15 protein-coding genes are annotated in these 18,821 nt (G+C 71.8%); 5 read left to right on the top strand and 10 right to left on the bottom strand.

All coding sequences use genetic code 11. The annotated features are described in order from the left end of the window. Positions 1 to 106: 106 nt before the first annotated feature. From ACFC1T_RS21270 to arc, 3 genes are all read right to left on the bottom strand, one after another. Entirely contained in the window at positions 107 to 325 is a 219-nt protein-coding gene (locus tag ACFC1T_RS21270) for a ubiquitin-like protein Pup (protein WP_030286125.1), read from the bottom strand. A 183-nt stretch (positions 326 to 508) separates the two neighbouring features. Beyond that, positions 509 to 2,020, bottom strand: a complete 1,512-nt coding sequence (gene dop / locus ACFC1T_RS21265) for a depupylase/deamidase Dop (protein ID WP_375890792.1) — start codon at positions 2,018 to 2,020, stop codon at positions 509 to 511. Between the two features lie 226 nt (positions 2,021 to 2,246). Further along, complete coding sequence (arc, locus tag ACFC1T_RS21260) at positions 2,247 to 4,013, bottom strand: proteasome ATPase (protein ID WP_375890790.1); 1,767 nt, start codon at positions 4,011 to 4,013, stop codon at positions 2,247 to 2,249. 285 nt (positions 4,014 to 4,298) lie between these two features. Here arc and ACFC1T_RS21255 point away from each other — a divergent pair, with 285 nt between their 5' ends. Beyond that, a complete protein-coding gene (locus ACFC1T_RS21255; protein ID WP_375890788.1) occupies positions 4,299 to 4,604 on the top strand; it encodes a ferredoxin in 306 nt (101 codons plus the stop codon). Positions 4,605 to 4,626: 22 nt separating this feature from the next. On the opposite strand, the gene ACFC1T_RS21250 is transcribed toward ACFC1T_RS21255, so the two are convergent. From ACFC1T_RS21250 to ACFC1T_RS21240, 3 genes are all read right to left on the bottom strand, one after another. Further along, positions 4,627 to 5,241 carry a hypothetical protein gene (locus tag ACFC1T_RS21250; protein ID WP_375890787.1) on the bottom strand — a complete coding sequence of 205 codons (615 nt, stop codon included), beginning with the start codon at positions 5,239 to 5,241 and terminating at the stop codon, positions 4,627 to 4,629. A 157-nt stretch (positions 5,242 to 5,398) separates the two neighbouring features. Beyond that, positions 5,399 to 6,358: a tRNA (adenine-N1)-methyltransferase gene (locus ACFC1T_RS21245; RefSeq protein ID WP_375890785.1), complete on the bottom strand. Its 960-nt coding sequence runs from the start codon at positions 6,356 to 6,358 to the stop codon at positions 5,399 to 5,401. A 48-nt stretch (positions 6,359 to 6,406) separates the two neighbouring features. Further along, the gene (locus ACFC1T_RS21240) at positions 6,407 to 7,618 is read right to left on the bottom strand and encodes a site-2 protease family protein (protein WP_375890783.1); all 1,212 of its coding nucleotides are present in this window, start codon (positions 7,616 to 7,618) and stop codon (positions 6,407 to 6,409) included. 206 nt (positions 7,619 to 7,824) lie between these two features. On the opposite strand from ACFC1T_RS21240, the gene ACFC1T_RS21235 reads away from it, so the two are divergent. Together ACFC1T_RS21235 and ACFC1T_RS21230 are read left to right on the top strand one after the other, a co-directional pair. Next, the gene (locus tag ACFC1T_RS21235; protein ID WP_375890782.1) at positions 7,825 to 8,760 is read left to right on the top strand and encodes a RecB family exonuclease; all 936 of its coding nucleotides are present in this window, start codon (positions 7,825 to 7,827) and stop codon (positions 8,758 to 8,760) included. Beyond that, entirely contained in the window at positions 8,760 to 9,431 is a 672-nt protein-coding gene (locus tag ACFC1T_RS21230) for a response regulator transcription factor (protein WP_063346919.1), read from the top strand. The genes ACFC1T_RS21235 and ACFC1T_RS21230 overlap by 1 nt, the downstream gene beginning before the upstream one ends. A 78-nt stretch (positions 9,432 to 9,509) precedes the next feature. On the opposite strand, the gene ACFC1T_RS21225 is transcribed toward ACFC1T_RS21230, so the two are convergent. The 3 genes from ACFC1T_RS21225 to metH all read right to left on the bottom strand — a co-directional run bounded on the left by ACFC1T_RS21225 (position 9,510) and on the right by metH (position 15,681). Then, positions 9,510 to 11,117, bottom strand: coding sequence for an ABC transporter substrate-binding protein (locus ACFC1T_RS21225; protein WP_375890780.1), 1,608 nt, complete (start codon positions 11,115 to 11,117; stop codon positions 9,510 to 9,512). Positions 11,118 to 11,327: 210 nt separating this feature from the next. Continuing rightward, positions 11,328 to 12,032: an HAD family hydrolase gene (locus ACFC1T_RS21220; RefSeq protein ID WP_375890778.1), complete on the bottom strand. Its 705-nt coding sequence runs from the start codon at positions 12,030 to 12,032 to the stop codon at positions 11,328 to 11,330. 139 nt (positions 12,033 to 12,171) lie between these two features. Beyond that, positions 12,172 to 15,681: a methionine synthase gene (metH, locus tag ACFC1T_RS21215; protein WP_375890776.1), complete on the bottom strand. Its 3,510-nt coding sequence runs from the start codon at positions 15,679 to 15,681 to the stop codon at positions 12,172 to 12,174. A gap of 143 nt (positions 15,682 to 15,824) precedes the next feature. Here metH and ACFC1T_RS21210 point away from each other — a divergent pair, with 143 nt between their 5' ends. Continuing rightward, positions 15,825 to 16,907: a hypothetical protein gene (locus tag ACFC1T_RS21210; protein WP_375890774.1), complete on the top strand. Its 1,083-nt coding sequence runs from the start codon at positions 15,825 to 15,827 to the stop codon at positions 16,905 to 16,907. A gap of 22 nt (positions 16,908 to 16,929) precedes the next feature. Here the strand turns inward: ACFC1T_RS21210 and ACFC1T_RS21205 are convergent, their stop codons facing one another. Beyond that, the gene (locus ACFC1T_RS21205) at positions 16,930 to 17,451 is read right to left on the bottom strand and encodes an SRPBCC family protein (RefSeq protein ID WP_375890772.1); all 522 of its coding nucleotides are present in this window, start codon (positions 17,449 to 17,451) and stop codon (positions 16,930 to 16,932) included. Positions 17,452 to 17,802: 351 nt separating this feature from the next. On the opposite strand from ACFC1T_RS21205, the gene ACFC1T_RS21200 reads away from it, so the two are divergent. Beyond that, positions 17,803 to 18,756, top strand: a complete 954-nt coding sequence (locus ACFC1T_RS21200) for a PAC2 family protein (protein WP_375890770.1) — start codon at positions 17,803 to 17,805, stop codon at positions 18,754 to 18,756. Positions 18,757 to 18,821: the final 65 nt, after the last annotated feature.

The following is an 18,821-nucleotide window of genomic DNA, read 5'->3' as shown; positions in this document are numbered from 1 at the left end:
CATCGTCCAACGCGTGGAGGGGCCGGTGCCGGGACGGCCGGGCGGACGGCGCCGCCCGACCGTCCCGGACGGTCACGACCGTGAATTCCCGATGACCGGGTACGGGCTATTGCCCGCCCTTCTGCACGAATCCCCGGACGAAATCCTCGGCGTTCGACTCGAGCACTTCGTCGATTTCGTCGAGCACCGCGTCGACGTCGTCGCTCAACTTTTCCTGGCGTTCCTTGAGGTCGTCGGAATTCTGGGTTTCCGCGACCTGCTCCTCGACCTCCTCGGAGGAGCGGTTTGCCCGCTGCTGGCCGCCGCCGGTGTCCTTGCTCGCCATTTCCCTCACCCCGCTCGAATCGTCTGGCACGGTTTGGTCGGTCGGTCGTTGCCGGTTGGCACCGACCCTATACACAAGGTGCGACTGCCGCTCCCGGTTTGCCGGTGGTGCTCCCTGTCCAACACCCGCTGCCACCCCGGATGATTCCCATTCGGCGGACGTTCACCCGTGGTGATCGAAAAGTTACCCGCCGGAGAGGACGCGCAGCAGGTCCTCCGCCGTGCGGCAGCGGTCCAGCAGCTCCTTGACGTGGTTGCGGGTGCCGCGCAGCGGCTCCAGGGTGGGCACCCGCTGGAGCGAGTCCCGGCCCGGCAGGTCGAAGATGACCGAGTCCCAGGAGGCCGCCGCGACGTGCTCCGCGTACTGCTCCAGGCAGCGGCCGCGGAAGTACGCCCGGGTGTCCTCCGGGGGCTTGGAGACGGCCCGTTCGACCTCTTCCTCGGTCAGCAGCCGCTCGAACCTGCCGCGGGCCACCAGGCGGTTGTAGAGGCCCTTCTCGGGCCGCACGTCGCTGTACTGGAGGTCCACCAGGTGCAGCCGCGGGTTGTCCCACTCCAGGGCGTCCCGGCTGCGGTAGCCCTCCAGGATCTCCCGCTTGGCGATCCAGTCCAGTTGCCGGGAGAGCGACATCGGGTCGCGCTCCAGCCGCCCGAGGACGTCCTCCCAGCGGGCCAGCACGTCCAGGGTCTGCTCGTCGGCGTCGGTGCCGAAGCGGTCCTCGACGTACTTGCGGGCCAGTTCGAAGTACTCCAGCTGGAGTTGGACGGCGGTGAGCTTGCGCCCGTTGCGCAGGGTGATCAGGTGCTTGAGCGTCGGGTCGTGGGAGACCCGGTGCAGGGTGCGCACCGGTTGGTCGATCGCGAGGTCGGAGGCGATGAAGGAGTCCTCGATCATCGACAGGACCAGCGAGGTGGTGCCCAGCTTGAGGTAGGTGGAGATCTCGGAGAGGTTGGCGTCCCCGATGATCACGTGCAGCCGGCGGTACTTCTCGGCGTCGGCGTGCGGTTCGTCCCGGGTGTTGATGATCGGGCGCTTGAGGGTGGTCTCCAGGCCGACCTCGACCTCGAAGTAGTCCGCCCGCTGGCTGATCTGGAAGCCGTTCGCCGAGCCGTCCTGGCCGATGCCGACCCGGCCGGCGCCGGTGACCACCTGGCGGGAGACGAAGAACGGGGTGAGGTGGCGGACGATGTCGGCGAACGGCGTCGCCCGCTTCATCAGGTAGTTCTCGTGGGTGCCGTAGGAGGCGCCCTTGTTGTCGGTGTTGTTCTTGTACAGGTGGATGTTCTGCCCGTTGGGCAGTTCCAGCGCCCGCAGCGCGGCGGCCGCCATGATCCGCTCGCCGGCCTTGTCCCAGAGCACGGCGTCGCGCGGGTTGGTCACCTCGGGCGAGCTGTACTCGGGGTGCGCGTGGTCCACGTAGAACCGGGCCCCGTTGGTCAGGATGACGTTGGCGAGGCCGATGTCCTCGTCGGTCAGCTGGCTGGCGTCCGCCACCTCGCGCGCGAGGTCGAAGCCCCGCGCGTCGCGCAGCGGGTTCTCCTCCTCGAAGTCCCAGCGGGCCCGCCGTGCCCGGTGCATCGCCGCCGCGTACGCGTTGACGATCTGGGACGAGGTGAGCATGGCGTTGGCGTTGGGGTGCCCGGGCACGGAGATCCCGTACTCGGTCTCGATGCCCATCACGCGCCGTACGGTCATGCGGCCCTCCTTGCCCGGTGCCCCGCCCCCGGCGGGCGGAACACGCTGACGTACCGCTGAACAACACCGGCGCCGGACATCTGCCCGCGGACGGTGGGTCGAGCCTATTTCCGTGCCGTACGGCGGGCCCCGAGACGCGCCGTCCGGCTGCGGGGCCGCGAGGCGCCACAGCCGGACGGGGTGCGTACAGCTCCGGGGACCGTCGCCGGCCCGGACAACCGCGTGCTTACAGGTACTGCCCCGTGTTGGCGACAGTGTCGATCGAGCGGCCGGACTCGGCGCCCTGCTTGCCGGTGACCAGCGTGCGGATGAAGACGATCCGCTCGCCCTTCTTGCCGGAGATGCGGGCCCAGTCGTCCGGGTTGGTGGTGTTCGGCAGGTCCTCGTTCTCCTTGAACTCGTCCACGCAGGCGGCGAGCAGGTGGGAGACGCGCAGACCGCGCTGACCGTGGTCGAGGAAGTCCTTGATGGCCATCTTCTTCGCCCGGTCGACGATGTTCTGGATCATGGCGCCGGAGTTGAAGTCCTTGAAGTACAGGACCTCCTTGTCACCGTTGGCGTAGGTGACCTCCAGGAAGCGGTTCTCCTCGGTCTCCGAGTACATCCGCTCCACGACCGACTGGATCATCGCCGCCACCGTGGCCCCGACGGAGCTGTCGTGCTCCTTGAGGTCGTCCGGGTGGAACGGCAGCGAGTCCTTGAGGTACTTGGAGAAGATGTCCTTCGCAGCCTCGGCGTCCGGGCGCTCGATCTTGATCTTGACGTCCAGGCGGCCGGGCCGCAGGATCGCCGGGTCGATCATGTCCTCGCGGTTCGAGGCGCCGATGACGATGACGTTCTCCAGGCCCTCCACGCCGTCGATCTCGGCGAGCAGCTGCGGGACGATGGTGTTCTCCACGTCCGAGCTGACACCGGAACCGCGGGTGCGGAACAGGGACTCCATCTCGTCGAAGAAGACGATGACGGGCGTGCCCTCGCTCGCCTTCTCCCGGGCCCGCTGGAAGACCAGCCGGATCTGCCGCTCGGTCTCGCCCACGTACTTGTTGAGCAGCTCCGGGCCCTTGATGTTGAGGAAGTAGCTCTTCCCCTGGGGGCGGCCGGTGACCTCGGCGACCTTCTTGGCCAGCGAGTTGGCGACCGCCTTGGCGATCAGCGTCTTGCCGCAGCCGGGCGGGCCGTAGAGCAGCACGCCCTTGGGCGGGCGCAGCTCGTACTCCTTGAAGAGGTCGGCGTGCAGGTACGGCAGCTCGACCGCGTCGCGGATCAGCTCGATCTGGTTGCTCAGGCCGCCGATCTGGCGGTAGTCGATGTCCGGGACCTCTTCGAGGACCAGCTCCTCGACCTCGGACTTCGGCACCACCTCGTACACGTAGCCGGAGCGGGGCTCCAGCAGCAGTGCGTCCCCCGCCCGGACGGTGATGTCCCGCAGCGGTTCGGCGAGGCGCACCACCCGCTCCTCGTCGGTGTGGCCGATGACCAGGGCGCGCTCGCCGTCCTCGAGGATCTCCTTGAGGGTGACGATCTCGCCGATGCGCTCGAAGGCCATCGCGTCCACGATGTTGAGGGCCTCGTTGAGCATCACTTCCTGGCCGCGCCGCAGTTCGTCGAGGGCGACGTTCGGGCTGACGTTGACGCGGAGCTTGCGACCGCCGGTGAAGATGTCGGCGGTACCGTCCTCGTTCGCCTCGAGGAAGGTGCCGAAACCGGCCGGGGGCTGTGCCAGCCGGTCCACTTCCTCCTTGAGGGCCACGATCTGGTCGCGGGCCTCGCGCAGGGTGGAGGCGAGTCGTTCGTTCTGGGCGGTCACGCCGGCCAGGTTGGTCTGGAGCTCGACGATCCGCTCTTCGAGGATTCTCGAATTGCGCGGCGAGTCGGCGAGCTTGCGGCGCAGTACGGCGATTTCCTGCTCAAGGTACGAGACCTGAGCGGCCTCGTCGGAACCACGAGCGGGCCTGCCGGTGCTGCGGTTGTAGTCGTCATCGTGGGCTGCCACGGTCCTCACCTCCTCCGGGGAGCTGGACGCTTCCAGACCCTACCTGGGACCAGGGGTCCGTAAACCCCTAGATCAAGAAAGATGGAACGGGCGTGTCCGATCTTCGCCCCAGCGTGCTTCCCCTCTGCTAAGGGGATACCCACCGCGCACCACCCAAAGCGGGCCAGATGTATCGTCGGGCGAAGTGATATCCGATCGCGACCGCGGTAGTGGGTCCGATCGTTGTACGAATGGCGGGATTGCCCCCGGAATAGGGGCGACCCGGGACAGAAACGGCAGGGGACCATGTCGGTGACCGAGCAGAACGCGGCAGCGGCCGACGAGCTGGAGGTGTGGATCGACCAGGATCTGTGCACCGGCGACGGCATCTGCGTCCAGTACGCACCGGAGGTCTTCGAGCTGGACATCGACGGACTCGCGTACGTGAAGGGCGAGGACGACGAACTGCGCCAGCAGCCCGGGGAGACCGCCCCGGTGCCGCTGACGCTCCTTCAGGACGTGGTGGACTCGGCGAAGGAGTGCCCCGGCGACTGCATCCACGTGCGCCGGGTCGCCGACCGGGTCGAGGTCTACGGGCCCGACGCCGAATAGGGTTTCGGGCCGCGCGGAGGGTTCAGGTCGCGCTGACCGGGGCGGCGGTCTGGGAGCGTTCCCAGCCGCCGCCCCGGTGCGTCCAGGTGAGGTCGAGTGAGAGGTCGGGGCGGAACCGCGGCACCTCGTCGCTCGAATACCCCTGCGCGCGGCCGGTGATGGCGCCGTCGGAGCGCACCGTGAGCCGGCTCAGGGTGAGGTTCTCCCGGTCGGTCAGCAGGGTGGCGACCACCACCGGGCGCTGGTCCGGGCCGAAGCCGAGCAGGTAGACGGAGTCCGGCGGGGTGCCGGTGTCGGTGCCGCACTGCGCGGCGACGACCGTACCGGGACGGCCGTCGCCCAGTTCGGCGGGCACGCTGAGCACCGTCCTGACCGGGAACGGGCCGCAGTCCATGGGCAGTTGGGCCTTGGCCGGATCGGGGGCCGCGCCGGCCGCGAGCGCCTTGGGGGCGCCGCCGCGGGCGGGCAGCGGGGTGCCGGTCGCCGGGGAGGCGGCGAGTGCGGCGGCCACCACCGCGCCGCAGCCGGCCAGGGCGAGGGCCCAGTGCCAGGGTGCGGTCCGCGCGTGACCGGGCCGGGTGCGGCCCTGCGGTGTCTGCTGTCCGGCCGTCGCCGTCGTCCCGACCGCGGTCTCCACCCGGCGTCCCCTCCAGAGCTCCAGGAGCGTGTGAGCGAGCATCGTCCCACACGGAGCCTGCGGGCCGGCGGCCGGGGAGCCGAAGGGCGCGCCGGCCGAAAGACGAAGGGGTGGCGCGAGCGCGATGCTCGCACCACCCCTGCTGTTCCGGCCGGGCTCAGCCCAGGTCGGGCTGCTCGGAGTCGGTGTCGCGGGCCGCCTTGCGGGCCGCGGCGCGCTCCTGGAGGGACGGCTCGGGCGCCCCGTTGTCGTAGTCCTCGCCGTAGGCGCCCTTGGCCGGGCGGCGGCGGCGCAGCGGCGGCTCGACGCCGTCCGCCAGGCGGCGGGCGGTGAGCAGGAAGCCGGTGTGGCCGATCATCCGGTGGTCCGGGCGGACGGCCAGGCCCTCCAGGTGCCAGGTGCGGACCATGGTCTCCCAGGCCTGCGGCTCGGTGAAGGTGCCGTGGTCGCGCAGCGCCTCGACGGTCTTGGACATCTGCGTCGTGGTGGCCACGTAGCAGCAGATGAGACCGCCGGGGACGAGCGCCCGGGAGGCGACGTCCAGGCACTCCCAGGGGGCCAGCATGTCGAGGATGACGCGGTCGACGTCGGTCTCGACCAGGTTGTCCTGGAGGTCGCCGACGGTCAGCTTCCACGCCGGGTGCGGGCCGCCGAAGTAGCGCTCCACGTTGCCCTGGGCGATGTCCGCGAAGTCCTGGCGGCGCTCGTAGGAGGCCAGCAGGCCCTGCTCGCCGACGGCGCGCAGCAGGTACGTGCTGAGCGCGCCCGAGCCGACACCCGCCTCGATCACCCGGGCACCGGCGAAGATGTCGGCCATCGCCAGGATCTGCCCCGCGTCCTTGGGGTAGATCACGGCGGCGCCGCGGGGCATGGACAGGACGTAGTCGGGGAGCAGGGGGCGCAGCGCGAGGTACGGGACGTTCCCCGTGGTGCGCACGACCGTGCCTTCAGGAGCGCCGATCAGCTCGTCGTGCGGGAACGCACCCTTGTGGGTGTGGAACTGGTTCCCGGCCTGGAGCGTGAACGTGTAGTGGCGACCCTTGGGGTCGGTCAGCTGGACCTGGTCCCCGACCTGGAAGGGCCCGCGTCGGCGGGCGGCACCGGTCGGTTCGGACATGCGGCCAATCCTAAGGGAAGCGGGGCGTCCCGCCTCACCAGGCCCTGCTCAGCGGCCGGAGACCGCCGCCGTGAGGCGCTGTTCGATGTCGCTGAGCGCGGCCACGCCGTAGACCCGGCCGTCCGTCTCGACCACCAGGTACTCCCCCGCCGGGGTGGCCTGGACGGCCCGCAGCAGGTCCTCGCCGCCGAGGTCGGCGTCCAGTCGCAGCCCGGGTTCGAGGTCGCGGGCGAGCGGGCCGACGGCCACCCAGGGGCGGCGGTGCTCCGGTACGGCCCGTACCGCGGACTCCCGGACGATGGCGATCGGCTCGCCCCGGCCGTCCACCACCACGACCGCGCCGGCCTGGGCCTCGCGGGCCCGGCGCATCGCCTCGCCGAGCGGGGTGTCGGCGGTGACCTCGACGGTGCGGCGGGCGAGGTCGCGCAGCCGCAGGGCGGGCAGCGCCTCCTTGAGCCGGGCGTTGCGCAGGCTCCCGGTGGCGCCGTTCCAGATGATCGCGGCCAGCACGGCGGCCAGCACCGCGTCCACCAGGGTGTCGGTGGTGGTGCGCTCGGCGCCGCGGGAGGCGCTGACCAGCGGCAGGCCGAACAGCACCGCGACGGCCAGGCCCCGGCCGATCCAGGCGGCCGCCACGGTGCCGGTCATCGCCCTGCCGGTGATCGCCCAGACCACCGCGCGCAGCATCCGGCCGCCGTCCAGCGGCAGGCCGGGCAGCAGGTTGAAGGCGGCGACCACCAGGTTGGAGACCATCAGGCCGGTCAGCAGCACCCCGGGCACGCTGGACAGTTCGACGGCGCGCAGCGCGAGGTAGAAGACCCCGCCGAGCACCAGCGACAGCAGCGGGCCGACGAAGGCCAGCCAGAACTCGCGCCAGGGGCTCCCGGCCTCGTTCTCGATCTCGGAGACGCCGCCGAAGAACTGCAGCTGGATCCGCCGCACCCCGAGCCGGTAGCGCAGCGCGACCAGGGTGTGGGCGAGTTCGTGCACCAGGACGGAGGCGTAGAAGGCGACCGCGAAGAAGAACGCGAGCAGGTAGCGCTCACCGCTGCCGAGTTCGGGCAGCACGTCGCCGAGCTGCCCGCCGAACACCCAGGTGATCAGCGCGGCGATGACGAACCAGGACGGGGTGACGTAGATGGGCACGCCGAAGGGCCGCCCCATCAGGAGGCCGCCGCCGTGCTCCGGCGGGCGCCCCTCGGGGCGTCCGCCGTCCTGCGGTGGCTGGTCGGAGGTCTGCTGCCCCCTGGTGTCGCTCACCGTGATCCCTTCGGTCGTCCGCCGTCGTGCCCCGGTGCGCCCACGCTACGTGATCGCGGCCACCCGGCGGCGCGCGCCCCTCTGCCAGGCTTCATACCCACTGGACCGGCCGCGGACCGGACCGGCCCCCGGCCGACTGCCGGGAAGGGGCAGCGCGGCAGCCCGGTGGCAGCGGGATGACGGCAAAGGGCAATAGGGTCGTAGCCATGCAGCAGACCGACACCAGCAGCGCCGCCGGGGCTCCGGCGCGCCCGGCGGCGCCCCCGACCGGGCTGTCCCCGTCCCGTGCGGGGGACTTCCTCACCTGTCCCCTGCTGTACCGGCTGCGGGTGATCGACCGGCTGCCCGAGCCGCCGAGCCCGGCGGCGACCCGGGGCACGCTGGTGCACGCGGTGCTGGAGCGGCTGTTCGACAGCCCGGCGGCCGAGCGGACGCCGGAGCGGGCGCTGGGCCTGCTGCGCCCGCAGTGGGAGCGGCTGCTGGGCGAGCGCCCGGAGCTGGGCTCGCTGTTCCCGGACGACCCGGACGGCGCGGCGCTGACCGGCTGGCTGGCGGACGCCGAGAAGCTGGTCGGCCAGTGGTTCCGGCTGGAGGACCCGACCCGGCTGCACCCGGTGGAGCGCGAGCTGTACGTGGAGACGGCCCTGGAGTCGGGGCTGCTGCTGCGCGGCTACATCGACCGGGTGGACGTCGCCCCCACCGGTGAGGTCCGGCTGGTGGACTACAAGACCGGCCGGGCGCCCTCGCGGGACTTCGAGGGCAAGGCGATGTTCCAGATGAAGTTCTACGCACTGGTGGTGTGGCGCTGGAAGGGCGTGATCCCCAAGCGCCTCCAGCTGGTCTACCTGGGCGGCGGCGGGGACGTGGTCAGCTACGACCCGGACGAGGCCGACCTGCTCGCGGTGGAGCGCAAGCTGCAGGCCCTGTGGGAGCGGATCGCGCAGGCGGTGGCCACCGGGGACTTCCCGGCCACCCGCAACCGGCTCTGCGACTGGTGCGACCACCGGGCCAGTTGCCCGGAGTTCGGCGGCACCCCGCCGCCGTACCCGCTGCCGGTGCCGCCGGCCCGCACCGCGGACGGGCCGGCCCGTACGTCGGACGAGAGCGATCCCACGGGGGATCCGATGAGCAAGGAGTCCTAGTGACGATCCGAGTGCTGCTGGTCGACGACCAGCCGCTGCTGCGCACCGGTTTCCGGATGATCCTGGAGGCCGAGTCGGACCTCGTGGTGGTCGGCGAGGCCGGTGACGGTCAGCAGGCGCTGGACCAGGTCCGGGCGCTGCAGCCCGACGTGGTGCTGATGGACATCCGGATGCCGCGGATGGACGGCGTCGAGGCGACCCGCCGGATCGCCGGCCCGGGGCGGGACGGCCCGGCCAAGGTGCTGGTGCTGACCACCTTCGACCTGGACGAGTACGTGGTGGAGGCGCTGCGCGCGGGCGCCAGCGGCTTCCTGCTCAAGGACGTCCCGGCGGAGGAGCTGGTGCAGGCGATCCGGGTCGTCGCGGACGGCGCGGCGATGCTGGCGCCGAGCATCACCCGGCGGCTGCTGGACATGTACGCCACCAAGCTGCCCTCGGGCGAGGAGGCGCCGCCGCAGGCGCTGAGCGCGCTGACCGAGCGGGAGTTGGAGGTGTTGAAGCTGGTGGCGCGCGGGCTGTCGAACGCGGAGATCGCGGCCGAGCTGTTCGTCAGCGAGACGACCGTGAAGACCCACGTCGGCCATGTGCTGACCAAGCTCCAGCTGCGCGACCGGGTGCAGGCGGCGGTGTACGCCTACGAGAGCGGTCTGGTGCGGCCGGGCGCGCTGTAGCCCGGGGAGCACGACGGCGGCCCGCCCGCTCCGCCCCGGGACACCGGGGGGAGCGGGCGGGCCGCCGTGCGTCGCGCGCTACTTGCCGCTGCGGCTGATCTCCCAGAAGCGGAAGAAGCCGGTGGTGTCGACGGTGGACTCGACGCCGGTGATGTTGGCACGGGCCGCGTAGAAGGCCTTGTTCTGGTACAGCGGGATCAGCGGCACGCTCTCCGCGACGATCTGCTGGATCTGCGCGTAGGAGGCCGAGGCGGCGCTGCGGTCGGCCTGCTTGAGGCCGTCCGGGATCAGCTTCTGGCTGATCTTCGGGTCGTCCCAGCCGGTGTGGTAGGTGCCGCCGTCGACCAGCAGCGGGGCGATGTAGTTGTCCGGGTCCGGGTAGTCGGCGAACCAACCGACGATGTACGCCTGGTACTTGCCCTCGTTCCAGCCCTTCTTGAAGGCTTCCCAGTCGGGCTCCTGCTGGACCGTCACCTGGAACAGGCCGCCGGTCTCCAGCTGCTTCTTCAAGGTGTCGGCCTCGCCGTTGCCGGCCCGCGAGCGGGACCAGGTGAGGGTGAGCTTGACCGGGGTCTGGACCTTGTTGTCGACCAGGGCCTTCTTGGCCTTGGCGACGTCCTGGTCGCCCCAGCGGTCGAAGAAGGCGGTGGTGTGGCCGGTGACGCCGGCCGGGACCATCGCGTACAGCGGCTGGACGGTGCGGGCGAAGACGTCGCGGGCGAGCGCCTTGCGGTCGAGCAGTGCGGCGGCGGCCTGGCGGACGCCGACGTTGCTCATCACCGGGTCCTTGGTGTTGAAGACCAGCGAGCGGGTGTCGTTGCTGTCGCCCTCGACGACCTGGAGGTCGGTCTTGCCGCCCTGCTGGTCGGAGCGGATCTGGGCGGCGGTGTTGGGCTCCAGGCTGTTGTCGGTGACGTCGACGTCGCCCTTGTCCAGCGCGGCCTTGAGGTCGGCGGGCTTGTCGAAGTACCGGACGGTGAACTTGTTGTTCCGCAGCTTGGCGTCGCCGCTGTACTTGTCGTTGGGGACCAGGACGACCTTGCCCAGCTGCTTGCCGTCGGCCATGCCCTCGACCGAGTCCACGCGGTAGGGGCCGGAGCCGACCTGCTTGTCGTTGGGCAGCGCCTTGTCGGCCGGGTAGACCTGGTGGTCGACGATGGCGCCGGCCGGGGAGGCCAGCTTGGCCGGCAGGGTGGCGTCGGGGGCGGCCAGGTGGAAGACCACCTCATTGGCGCCCTTGGCCTCCACGCTCTTGATCGAGGAGAGCAGGCCGGCCGGGCCGCTCGGGTCGTTGATCTTCTTGGTCCGCTGGATCGAGAACACCACGTCCTCGGCGGTCAGCGGGTGGCCGTTGGAGAACTTCAACCCGGGCCGCAGGGTGCAGTGGTACTCGGTGGCCTCGCCGCCGGAGAAGTCGCAGGACTGCGCGGCGTCCGGGGAGGGCGTGCTGGCCGCGGCCGGGAAGGTGAGCAGCGACTGGAAGGCGTTGCGCAGCACCAGCCAGGAGCCGGAGTCGTAGACCACCGCGGGGTCCAGGGTGCCGGTCAGCTGGACGGTCCCCATGGTGATCGCCTTGCCGCCGCTGTCCCCCTTGACGGCGTCGGTGACCGATCCGCAACCGGCCACCGTCACGGCGACCAGACCGGCGCAGCCGAGTGCTGCCAGGCGTTCAGCTGAAGTCTTCACGGGAGCGTCCTTCGGGGGTGTCGCGAACCCGAGTAGCGTGCCATATCGAACACGCACGACCGATACCCGTGCAGATGACGTTTGGGACACGGTCGTTGAGGGCATCACGGCGCGCCCGACGAGTTGTCAGCCATTGCCCGTTTTCTCCCCCGGAGATCCTCGGCCGGGGCGCTTACCGGCGAGTAGACCCCGGCCGCAATGAGATGACAATCACACCCGCGAAGCGACCAGCGACCGCAGCAGTTCGAGATCGACCTGCTCCAGCGACGGCACCACCAGCCGCCCGGGAGCCGCCTCGATCGGCGCCACCGAGGGCACCGCGATCACCGGACAGCCCGCCGCCTCGCCCGCCCGCACCCCGGTCGGGGTGTCCTCGACGACCACGCAGCGGGCCGGCTCCGCGCCCAGCCGGCGGGCCGCCTCCAGGTACGGGTCGGGGAACGGCTTGGTGCGCGGCAGCTCGTCCCCGCCGATGGTGAAGGCGAACCGCTCGGCGCCCAGCGAGCGCAGCACGATGTCGATCACGTGTCGGTGCGAGGCGGACACCAGTGCGGCCGGAACGCCGTGCGCGGCAAGGGTGTTGAGCAGCCGCTCGGCCCCCGGCATCAGCGGCACCCCGCCGGCCAGCAGGTCGACGAAGCGCTGGTTGACCAGCGCCCCCAGGTCGGCCGGGGCGATGTCCACCCCGGTGCGGGCGACCAGGTACTCCATCACCCGGGTCATCGGCCCGCCCACGACGTGCGCCCGGTCCTGCTCGTCCAGCCGGTGGCCCAGCTCGGCGAAGAGCGTCACCTCGGCCTGCCACCAGAAGTCCTCGGTGTCCACCAGCGTGCCGTCCATGTCCAGCAGCACCGCCTGGAGGCCGGGCTCGCGCCCGAGGTCGAGCGCCGGGGCGGCGGTGGAGCTGGTCGTCATGGCAAGTCCTTCCGGCTGCGCCCAGGACGGTCCCGGGGATGACACGGGCCGGCCCGCTGGTCAGCGGACCGGCCCGTTCAGGATCATCCAGGATACGCCCGCTTCGCCCGGAAAGAGCGAACGGAGAGGGACGTACGGATTACCGCGCGTTGAAGTACTTCGCCTCGGGGTGGTGGATCACGATCGCGTCGGTGGACTGCTCGGGGTGGAGCTGGAACTCCTCGGAGAGCACCACGCCGATCCGCTCCGGCTTGAGCAGCTCGGCGATCTTGGCGCGGTCCTCCAGCTCGGGGCAGGCCCCGTAGCCGAGCGAGAAGCGGGCACCCCGGTACTTGAGCGCGAACATGTCCTTGACGTCCTGCGGGTCCTCGCCGGAGAAGCCCAGCTCGAAGCGGACCCGGGCGTGCCAGAACTCCGCCAGCGCCTCGGCCAGCTGCACCGAGAGGCCGTGCAGCTCCAGGTAGTCGCGGTAGGAGTTCCCGGCGAACAGCTCGTTGGCCGCCTCCGAGATCCGGTTGCCCATGGTGACCACCTGGAGGCCGACCACGTCCCGCTCGCCGGACTCCTCCGGGCGGAAGAAGTCCGCCAGGCAGAGCCGGCGGCCGCGCCGCTGGCGGGGGAAGGTGAAGCGGGTCCGCTCGGTGCCGTCCTCGTGGAAGACGATCAGGTCGTCGCCCTTGGAGTTGGCCGGGTAGTAGCCGTAGACCACGGCCGCCTCCAGCCAGCCCTCGGTCTGCAGCCGGTCCAGCCAGCCCCGCAGCCGGGGCCGGCCCTCGGTCTCCACCAGCTCCTCGTAGGACGGGCCGTCGCCGTTGCGCGCGGCCTTGAGGCCCCACTGGCCCTTGAACAGCGCGTCCTCGTCCAGCCAGGAGGCGTAGTCGGCGAAGGGGATGCCCTTGACGATCCGGTCGCCCCAGAACGGCGGGGCGGGCAGCGCGTTGTCCAGCGCGACGTCGGAGCGGATCTGGCCGAGGTTGACCTCGGGCTCCGGCTCCGCCACCTCGACCCTGGCGTGCCGGCGCTGCTTGAGCTCCGGCAGGGTCGCGCCGGGCACGCCGCGCTTGACCGCGATCAGCGCGTCCATCAGCCGCAGGCCCTCGAAGGCGTCCCGGGCGTAGCGGACCTCGCCCTCGTAGATCTCGTGCAGGTCCTGCTCCACGTAGGCCCGGGTCAGGGCGGCGCCGCCGAGGATCACCGGGAAGCTCGCGGCCAGCTTGCGCTGGTTCAGCTCCTCCAGGTTCTCCTTCATGATCACGGTGGACTTCACCAGCAGGCCGGACATCCCGATCACGTCCGCGCGGTGCTCCTGCGCGGCGTCCAGGATCGCCGAAACCGGCTGCTTGATGCCCAGGTTGACCACGTTGTAACCGTTGTTGGACAGGATGATGTCGACCAGGTTCTTGCCGATGTCGTGGACGTCGCCCTTGACGGTGGCCAGCACGATGGTGCCCTTGCCCTCGTCGTCGGACTTCTCCATGTGCGGCTCCAGGTGGGCCACCGCGGTCTTCATCACCTCGGCGGACTGGAGCACGAACGGCAGCTGCATCTGGCCGGAGCCGAACAGCTCGCCGACCACCTTCATGCCGGCCAGCAGCGTGCTGTTGACGATGTCCAGCGCCGGACGCTCCGTCAGCGCCTCGTCCAGATCGGCCTCCAGGCCGTTGCGCTCGCCGTCGATGATCCGGCGCTGCAGCCGCTCCTCCAGCGGGAGGGCGGCCAGTTCCTCGGCCTTGGAGGCCCTGACCGACGCCGAGGAGACGCCCTCGAAGAGCTGGAGCAGCTTCTGCAGCGGGTCGTAGCCCTCGCTGCGGCGGTCGTAGACCAGGTCGAGCGCGACCTCGCGCTGGTCCTCGGGGATCCGGGCCATCGGCAGGATCTTGGAGGCGTGCACGATCGCCGAGTCCAGTCCGGCCTCGACGCACTCGTTCAGGAAGACCGAGTTGATCACCACGCGGGCGGCCGGGCTGAGGCCGAAGGAGATGTTGGACAGGCCCAGGGTGGTCTGCACGTCCGGGTGGCGGCGCTTGAGCTCGCGGATCGCCTCGATGGTCTCGATGCCGTCCCGGCGGGACTCCTCCTGACCGGTGCCCAGGGTGAAGGCCAGGCAGTCGACCAGGATCGAGCCCTCGTCGATGCCGTACTCGGTGGTGAGCTGCGCGATCAGCCGCTCGGCGATGGCGACCTTGGTCTCGGCGGTGCGGGCCTGGCCCTGCTCGTCGATGGTCAGCGCGATCAGGCCGGCGCCGTGCTCGCGGGCCAGCGAAGCGATCCGGCCGAACCGGGTGTCCGGGCCGTCGCCGTCCTCGTAGTTGACCGAGTTGAGCAGCGCGCGGCCGCCGAGCGCCTCCAGACCGGCCCGCAGCACGTCCGGCTCGGTGGAGTCCAGCACGATCGGCAGGGTCGAGGCGGTGGCCAGCCGGCCGGCGATCTCCTTCATGTCGGCGACACCGTCGCGGCCGACGTAGTCGACGCACAGGTCCAGCAGGTGGGAGCCGTCCCGGATCTGGTCCCGGGCGATCTCCACGCAGGCCTGCCAGTCGCCCGCCAGCATCGACTCGCGGAACTTCTTCGAGCCGTTGGCGTTGGTGCGCTCACCGATCGCCAGGTACGAGGTGTCCTGGCGGAACGGCACCGCCTGGTACAGCGAGGAGGCCGAGGGCTCGGGCTGCGGCTCGCGGCGCACGACCGGACGGCCCTGGACCTTCTCCACCACCTGGCGCAGGTGCTCGGGGGTGGTGCCGCAGCAGCCGCCGACCAGCGAGAGGCCGTACTCCCGGGTGAACACGTCGTGGGCGTCGGCCAGTTCGGCCGGGGAGAGCGGGTAGTGGGCGCCGTCCTTGCCGAGCACCGGCAGGCCCGCGTTCGGCATGCAGGACAGGCCGATCCTCGCGTTCTTGGCCAGGTAGCGCAGGTGCTCGCTCATCTCGGCCGGGCCGGTGGCGCAGTTGAGGCCGATGTAGTCGACGCCGAGCGGCTCCAGCGCGGTGAGCGCGGCACCGATCTCGGAGCCGAGCAGCATGGTGCCGGTGGTCTCCACCGTCACCTGCACCAGCACCGGGAGGTCCAGTCCGGCCTCGGCCAGGGCGCGCTTGGAGCCGAGGATCGCGGCCTTGGTCTGCAGCAGGTCCTGGCTGGTCTCCACCAGCAGCGCGTCGGCGCCGCCGGCGATCAGGCCGGCCGCGTTCTTCTGGAAGCCGTCCCGCAGCGTCTCGTACGGGGCGTGGCCGAGGGTCGGCAGCTTGGTGCCGGGGCCGATCGAGCCGAGCACCCAGCGGGTGCGGCCGTCGGCGGCGTGGGCGTCGGCCACCTCGCGGGCGATCCGGGCGCCGGCCTCGGACAGCTCGAAGATGCGCTCGGCGATCTCGTACTCGCCCAGGGCGGAGAAGTTGGCACCGAAGGTGTTGGTCTCCACGCAGTCCACGCCCACCGCGAAGTAGGCCTCGTGGACGGAGCGGACGATGTCCGGCCGGGTCACGTTGAGGACCTCGTTGCAGCCCTCCAGGTTCTGGAAGTCCTCCAGCGTCGGGTCCTGGGCCTGGAGCATGGTGCCCATCGCACCGTCGGCCACCACCACCCGGGTGGCGAGCGCTTCACGCAGCGCGTTCGCGCGGCTCTGCTGAGTGATGGACGGGTTGGCTGCAGTGGCCATGGGGCGTCTCCCTGGTGCGACGGCTGTCGGCTTTGCGAGCCCGCTTGCTCGGGCCCGCACGTGGCCAGGGTATCCGGCCCACGGCCCGGCCTGCGGGTGCATTCCGTATCCTGAGCGCTCGACCGCGAGGGGAGAGCGATCGTATGACCCGGTTCGGGACCGTTGCGCGGCGGATCGGGCGTGCCCTGGGGGCCCCGCTGCGCCGCTGGAGAGGCCTGCCGTGGTGGGGCCGCGCCCTGGTGGCGCTGGGGCTGGCGGCGGCCGTGCCGGTCGCCGCGCTGGGCTCGCTGTTCATCGCGATCCGGCTGCACTACTCGGGTGAACCGGCCGCCGAGGCCCGCACCCGCGGCCGGGACGCCGTCTGGCTCGGCCACGCCTGGGTGGACGGCCGCAAGACCGACGCCGACGTCGCCGCGCTGGCCCGGCAGCTGGCCGGCACCGGCGTGCGCGACCTGTACGTCCACACCGGGCCGCTGGAGCACGACGGCTCGCTGCCGCCCGCCGTCCACCCGAAGGCCCGCTGGTTCACCGAGGCCGCCCACCGGGCACTGCCGGGGGTGCGGCTGCAGGGCTGGCTGGGGGACGAGGTCAAGCCCGAGCGGGACGCGCTGGACCTCGACGACGCGCCCACCCGGGAGCGGGTCGCCGCCTCCACGGTCCAGGTGCTGGACCAGGGCTTCGACGGGGTGCACTTCGACATGGAGCCGATCCGCCCCGGCTCGGCCGGCTGGCTCGCCCTGCTCGACCTGGTCCACCCGGTGACGGCCGCCCGCGGCGCGAAGCTGTCGGTGGCGGCCCCGCAGATCGACCCCGTCCCCGGCCTGCACACGGCCGGCATCCTGCTCACCGACCACGGCAAGTGGTGGGACCAGGCGTACTTCCGGGAGACCGCCCGCCGGGTCGACCAGATCGCGGTGATGACCTACGACACCTCGATGCCGACCGAGCCGCTGTACGGCGGCTACGTCGCCCGGCAGACCGAGCTGGCCCTGGCGGCCACCCCGCCGCAGGTCGACCTCCTGATCGGCCTGCCGTTCTTCTGGGACGACAAGTGGGGCCACTGGGGCGACGCGGAGACCGTCCCGGCGGCCGTCCGGGGCGTCCGCCTCGGCCTGGGCCGGGAGGACCCGCGGCGGGCCAACTTCGGGGTCGCGCTGTACGTGGACTTCGCCGCGACGCCGGAGAACTGGGCGGCGTACCGGCGCGGCTGGGTGGACCCCTCCTAGGCTCCGCCCTGCTCGGGCCGACTCAGGCCGCCATCCGGTGGGCCAGGGCGCCCAGGTAGCGGTGCACGGTGGCGTCCTCGCCGGAGAGGTAGTGCGAGACGGCCCGGTACAGCGGCTTGCGGACCTCGCCGTGCTCGGTGACGGTCAGCGAGCAGCCGGGCCCGGCCGGGGTGAGCCGGTACGTCCAGGTGCCGCCGTAGGGCAGGTCCGGGTCGGCGATGCCGGTCACCAGGCGGTGCGGGGCCTCGCTGGCCACCACCTCGTAGGTGGTGTGCCCGTGCCGGTCGTACTCGCGCCAGCGCGGACGCCCGCCGGCCCCGGCGGGCAGCCGTTCGACGTGGGTGAGGCCCGGACGCCAGGCCGGGTAGAGGTCGATGTCGGTCAGCACCTCCCAGACCGCGCCGGGCGACTGGGCGAGTTCCAGCCCGCCCTCGGTCACGTGCTCCACCGGCAGCCGGCGCCCGGCCCGGTCCACCGCCAGCAGCGCGGTCCCGGCGAGCGCCGCCGCGCCCGCACCCGCGCCGATCCACAGCCATCGGTTCATCGGTCGGCCCCTTCCGCCCGCCCCGCCCCCATCATCGCGCCGCGGCGCCCGGCCCGCTCCCCGTGGCGCAGCGTCGCCGGTCAGGCACCGTGCGTCCGCCCCGGGCCGCCTGACGCCGCGTCAGCCGCCGAGGGCCGGATATCCGCTGGATCGGGGCGGTCCGCTCCCCCAGACTGTCCCGGTGCCCGGCCGCCATGCGCATCAAAGCCCGTAGGCTGGGCAGGTAGGGACCGTGGAGCGAGCCGTTCCACGGGAGACGAGAGGTTCGACAGGCGGCAGCCGGCCCGTCGTTGCCCCGGCAGGCCAGCCGGGGCGGTGCCGGTCCGACCGCCGACCGGAGGGAGACGCTGGGTGATCGAGCTGGAAGATGTTCCCGAGTTGATCGACCCGGTGATGGTCTGCGCCTTCGAGGGGTGGAACGACGCGGGCGACGCCGCCTCCGCGGCCCTGGCCCACCTGGACGAGACCTGGGGCGGCAAGGTGATCGCCGCCCTGGACGCCGAGGACTACTACGACTTCCAGGTCAACCGTCCGACGGTCTGGCTGGACGGCGGTGTCCGCCGGATCACCTGGCCGACCACCCGGCTGTCGGTGGTCCGGGTGACCGAGCCGGTGACCAGGGACGTGGTGCTGGTCCGCGGGATCGAGCCCAGCATGCGCTGGCGCTCGTTCTGCAACGAGCTGCTGGGCTTCGCGCACGAGCTGGGCGTCGAACTGGTGGTGATCCTGGGCGCGCTGCTCGGCGACACCCCGCACAGCCGGCCGGTGCCGGTCAGCGGGGTCACCTCCGACCCGGACCTGGCCCGCCGGCTGGACCTGGAGGAGAGCCGCTACGAGGGCCCGACCGGGATCGTCGGGGTGCTCCAGGAGGCGTGCACCCACGCCGGGGTGCCGGCCGTGACGCTGTGGGCCGCGGTGCCGCACTACGTGGCGCAGCCGCCCAACCCCAAGGCCACGCTGGCGCTGCTCAACAAGCTGGAGGACCTGCTGGACCTGCGCATCCCGCCGGGCGAGCTGGGCGAGGACGCCCGGGCCTGGCAGCTGGGCGTGGACCAGCTGGCCGCCGAGGACAGCGAGGTCGCCGAGTACGTCCAGCAGCTGGAGGAGGCGCAGGACACGGCGGAGCTGCCGGAGGCCTCCGGGGACGCCATCGCGCGCGAGTTCGAGCGCTACCTGCGCCGCCGGGAGAACGTCGGCCCGACCGGCGAGAAGCCGGTGTCCGGGCACGCGACGGCCGAGCGGCCGGCCGAGCCGGAGGGGCCGGGCACGACCCGGGAGAGCCAGGAGGGGGCCGAGGACGAGTAGTCCTCGCCGGCCCCGCCGCGGCCCGCCGGGCCGGGTACGCCGAAGGGGCGCCGGGACTTCTCGTC

The organism is Kitasatospora sp. NPDC056076 (genome assembly GCF_042266305.1).
In the GTDB taxonomy this organism is placed as follows: Bacteria; Actinomycetota; Actinomycetes; order Streptomycetales; family Streptomycetaceae; genus Kitasatospora.
The sequence above is the reverse complement of the archived record's forward strand: the minus strand, read 5'-3'. Positions and strand labels throughout refer to the sequence as shown.

Coding starts and splice junctions, on each gene's coding strand:
- ACFC1T_RS21210 (WP_375890774.1), top strand. CDS start 15,825: ATGACCCGGTTCGGGACCGTTGCGCGGCGGATCGGGCGTGCCCTGGGG.
- ACFC1T_RS21245 (WP_375890785.1), bottom strand. CDS start 6,358: ATGTCCGAACCGACCGGTGCCGCCCGCCGACGCGGGCCCTTCCAGGTC.
- dop (WP_375890792.1), bottom strand. CDS start 2,020: ATGACCGTACGGCGCGTGATGGGCATCGAGACCGAGTACGGGATCTCC.
- ACFC1T_RS21220 (WP_375890778.1), bottom strand. CDS start 12,032: ATGACGACCAGCTCCACCGCCGCCCCGGCGCTCGACCTCGGGCGCGAG.
- ACFC1T_RS21270 (WP_030286125.1), bottom strand. CDS start 325: ATGGCGAGCAAGGACACCGGCGGCGGCCAGCAGCGGGCAAACCGCTCC.
- ACFC1T_RS21205 (WP_375890772.1), bottom strand. CDS start 17,451: ATGAACCGATGGCTGTGGATCGGCGCGGGTGCGGGCGCGGCGGCGCTC.
- ACFC1T_RS21255 (WP_375890788.1), top strand. CDS start 4,299: ATGTCGGTGACCGAGCAGAACGCGGCAGCGGCCGACGAGCTGGAGGTG.
- ACFC1T_RS21235 (WP_375890782.1), top strand. CDS start 7,825: ATGCAGCAGACCGACACCAGCAGCGCCGCCGGGGCTCCGGCGCGCCCG.
- metH (WP_375890776.1), bottom strand. CDS start 15,681: ATGGCCACTGCAGCCAACCCGTCCATCACTCAGCAGAGCCGCGCGAAC.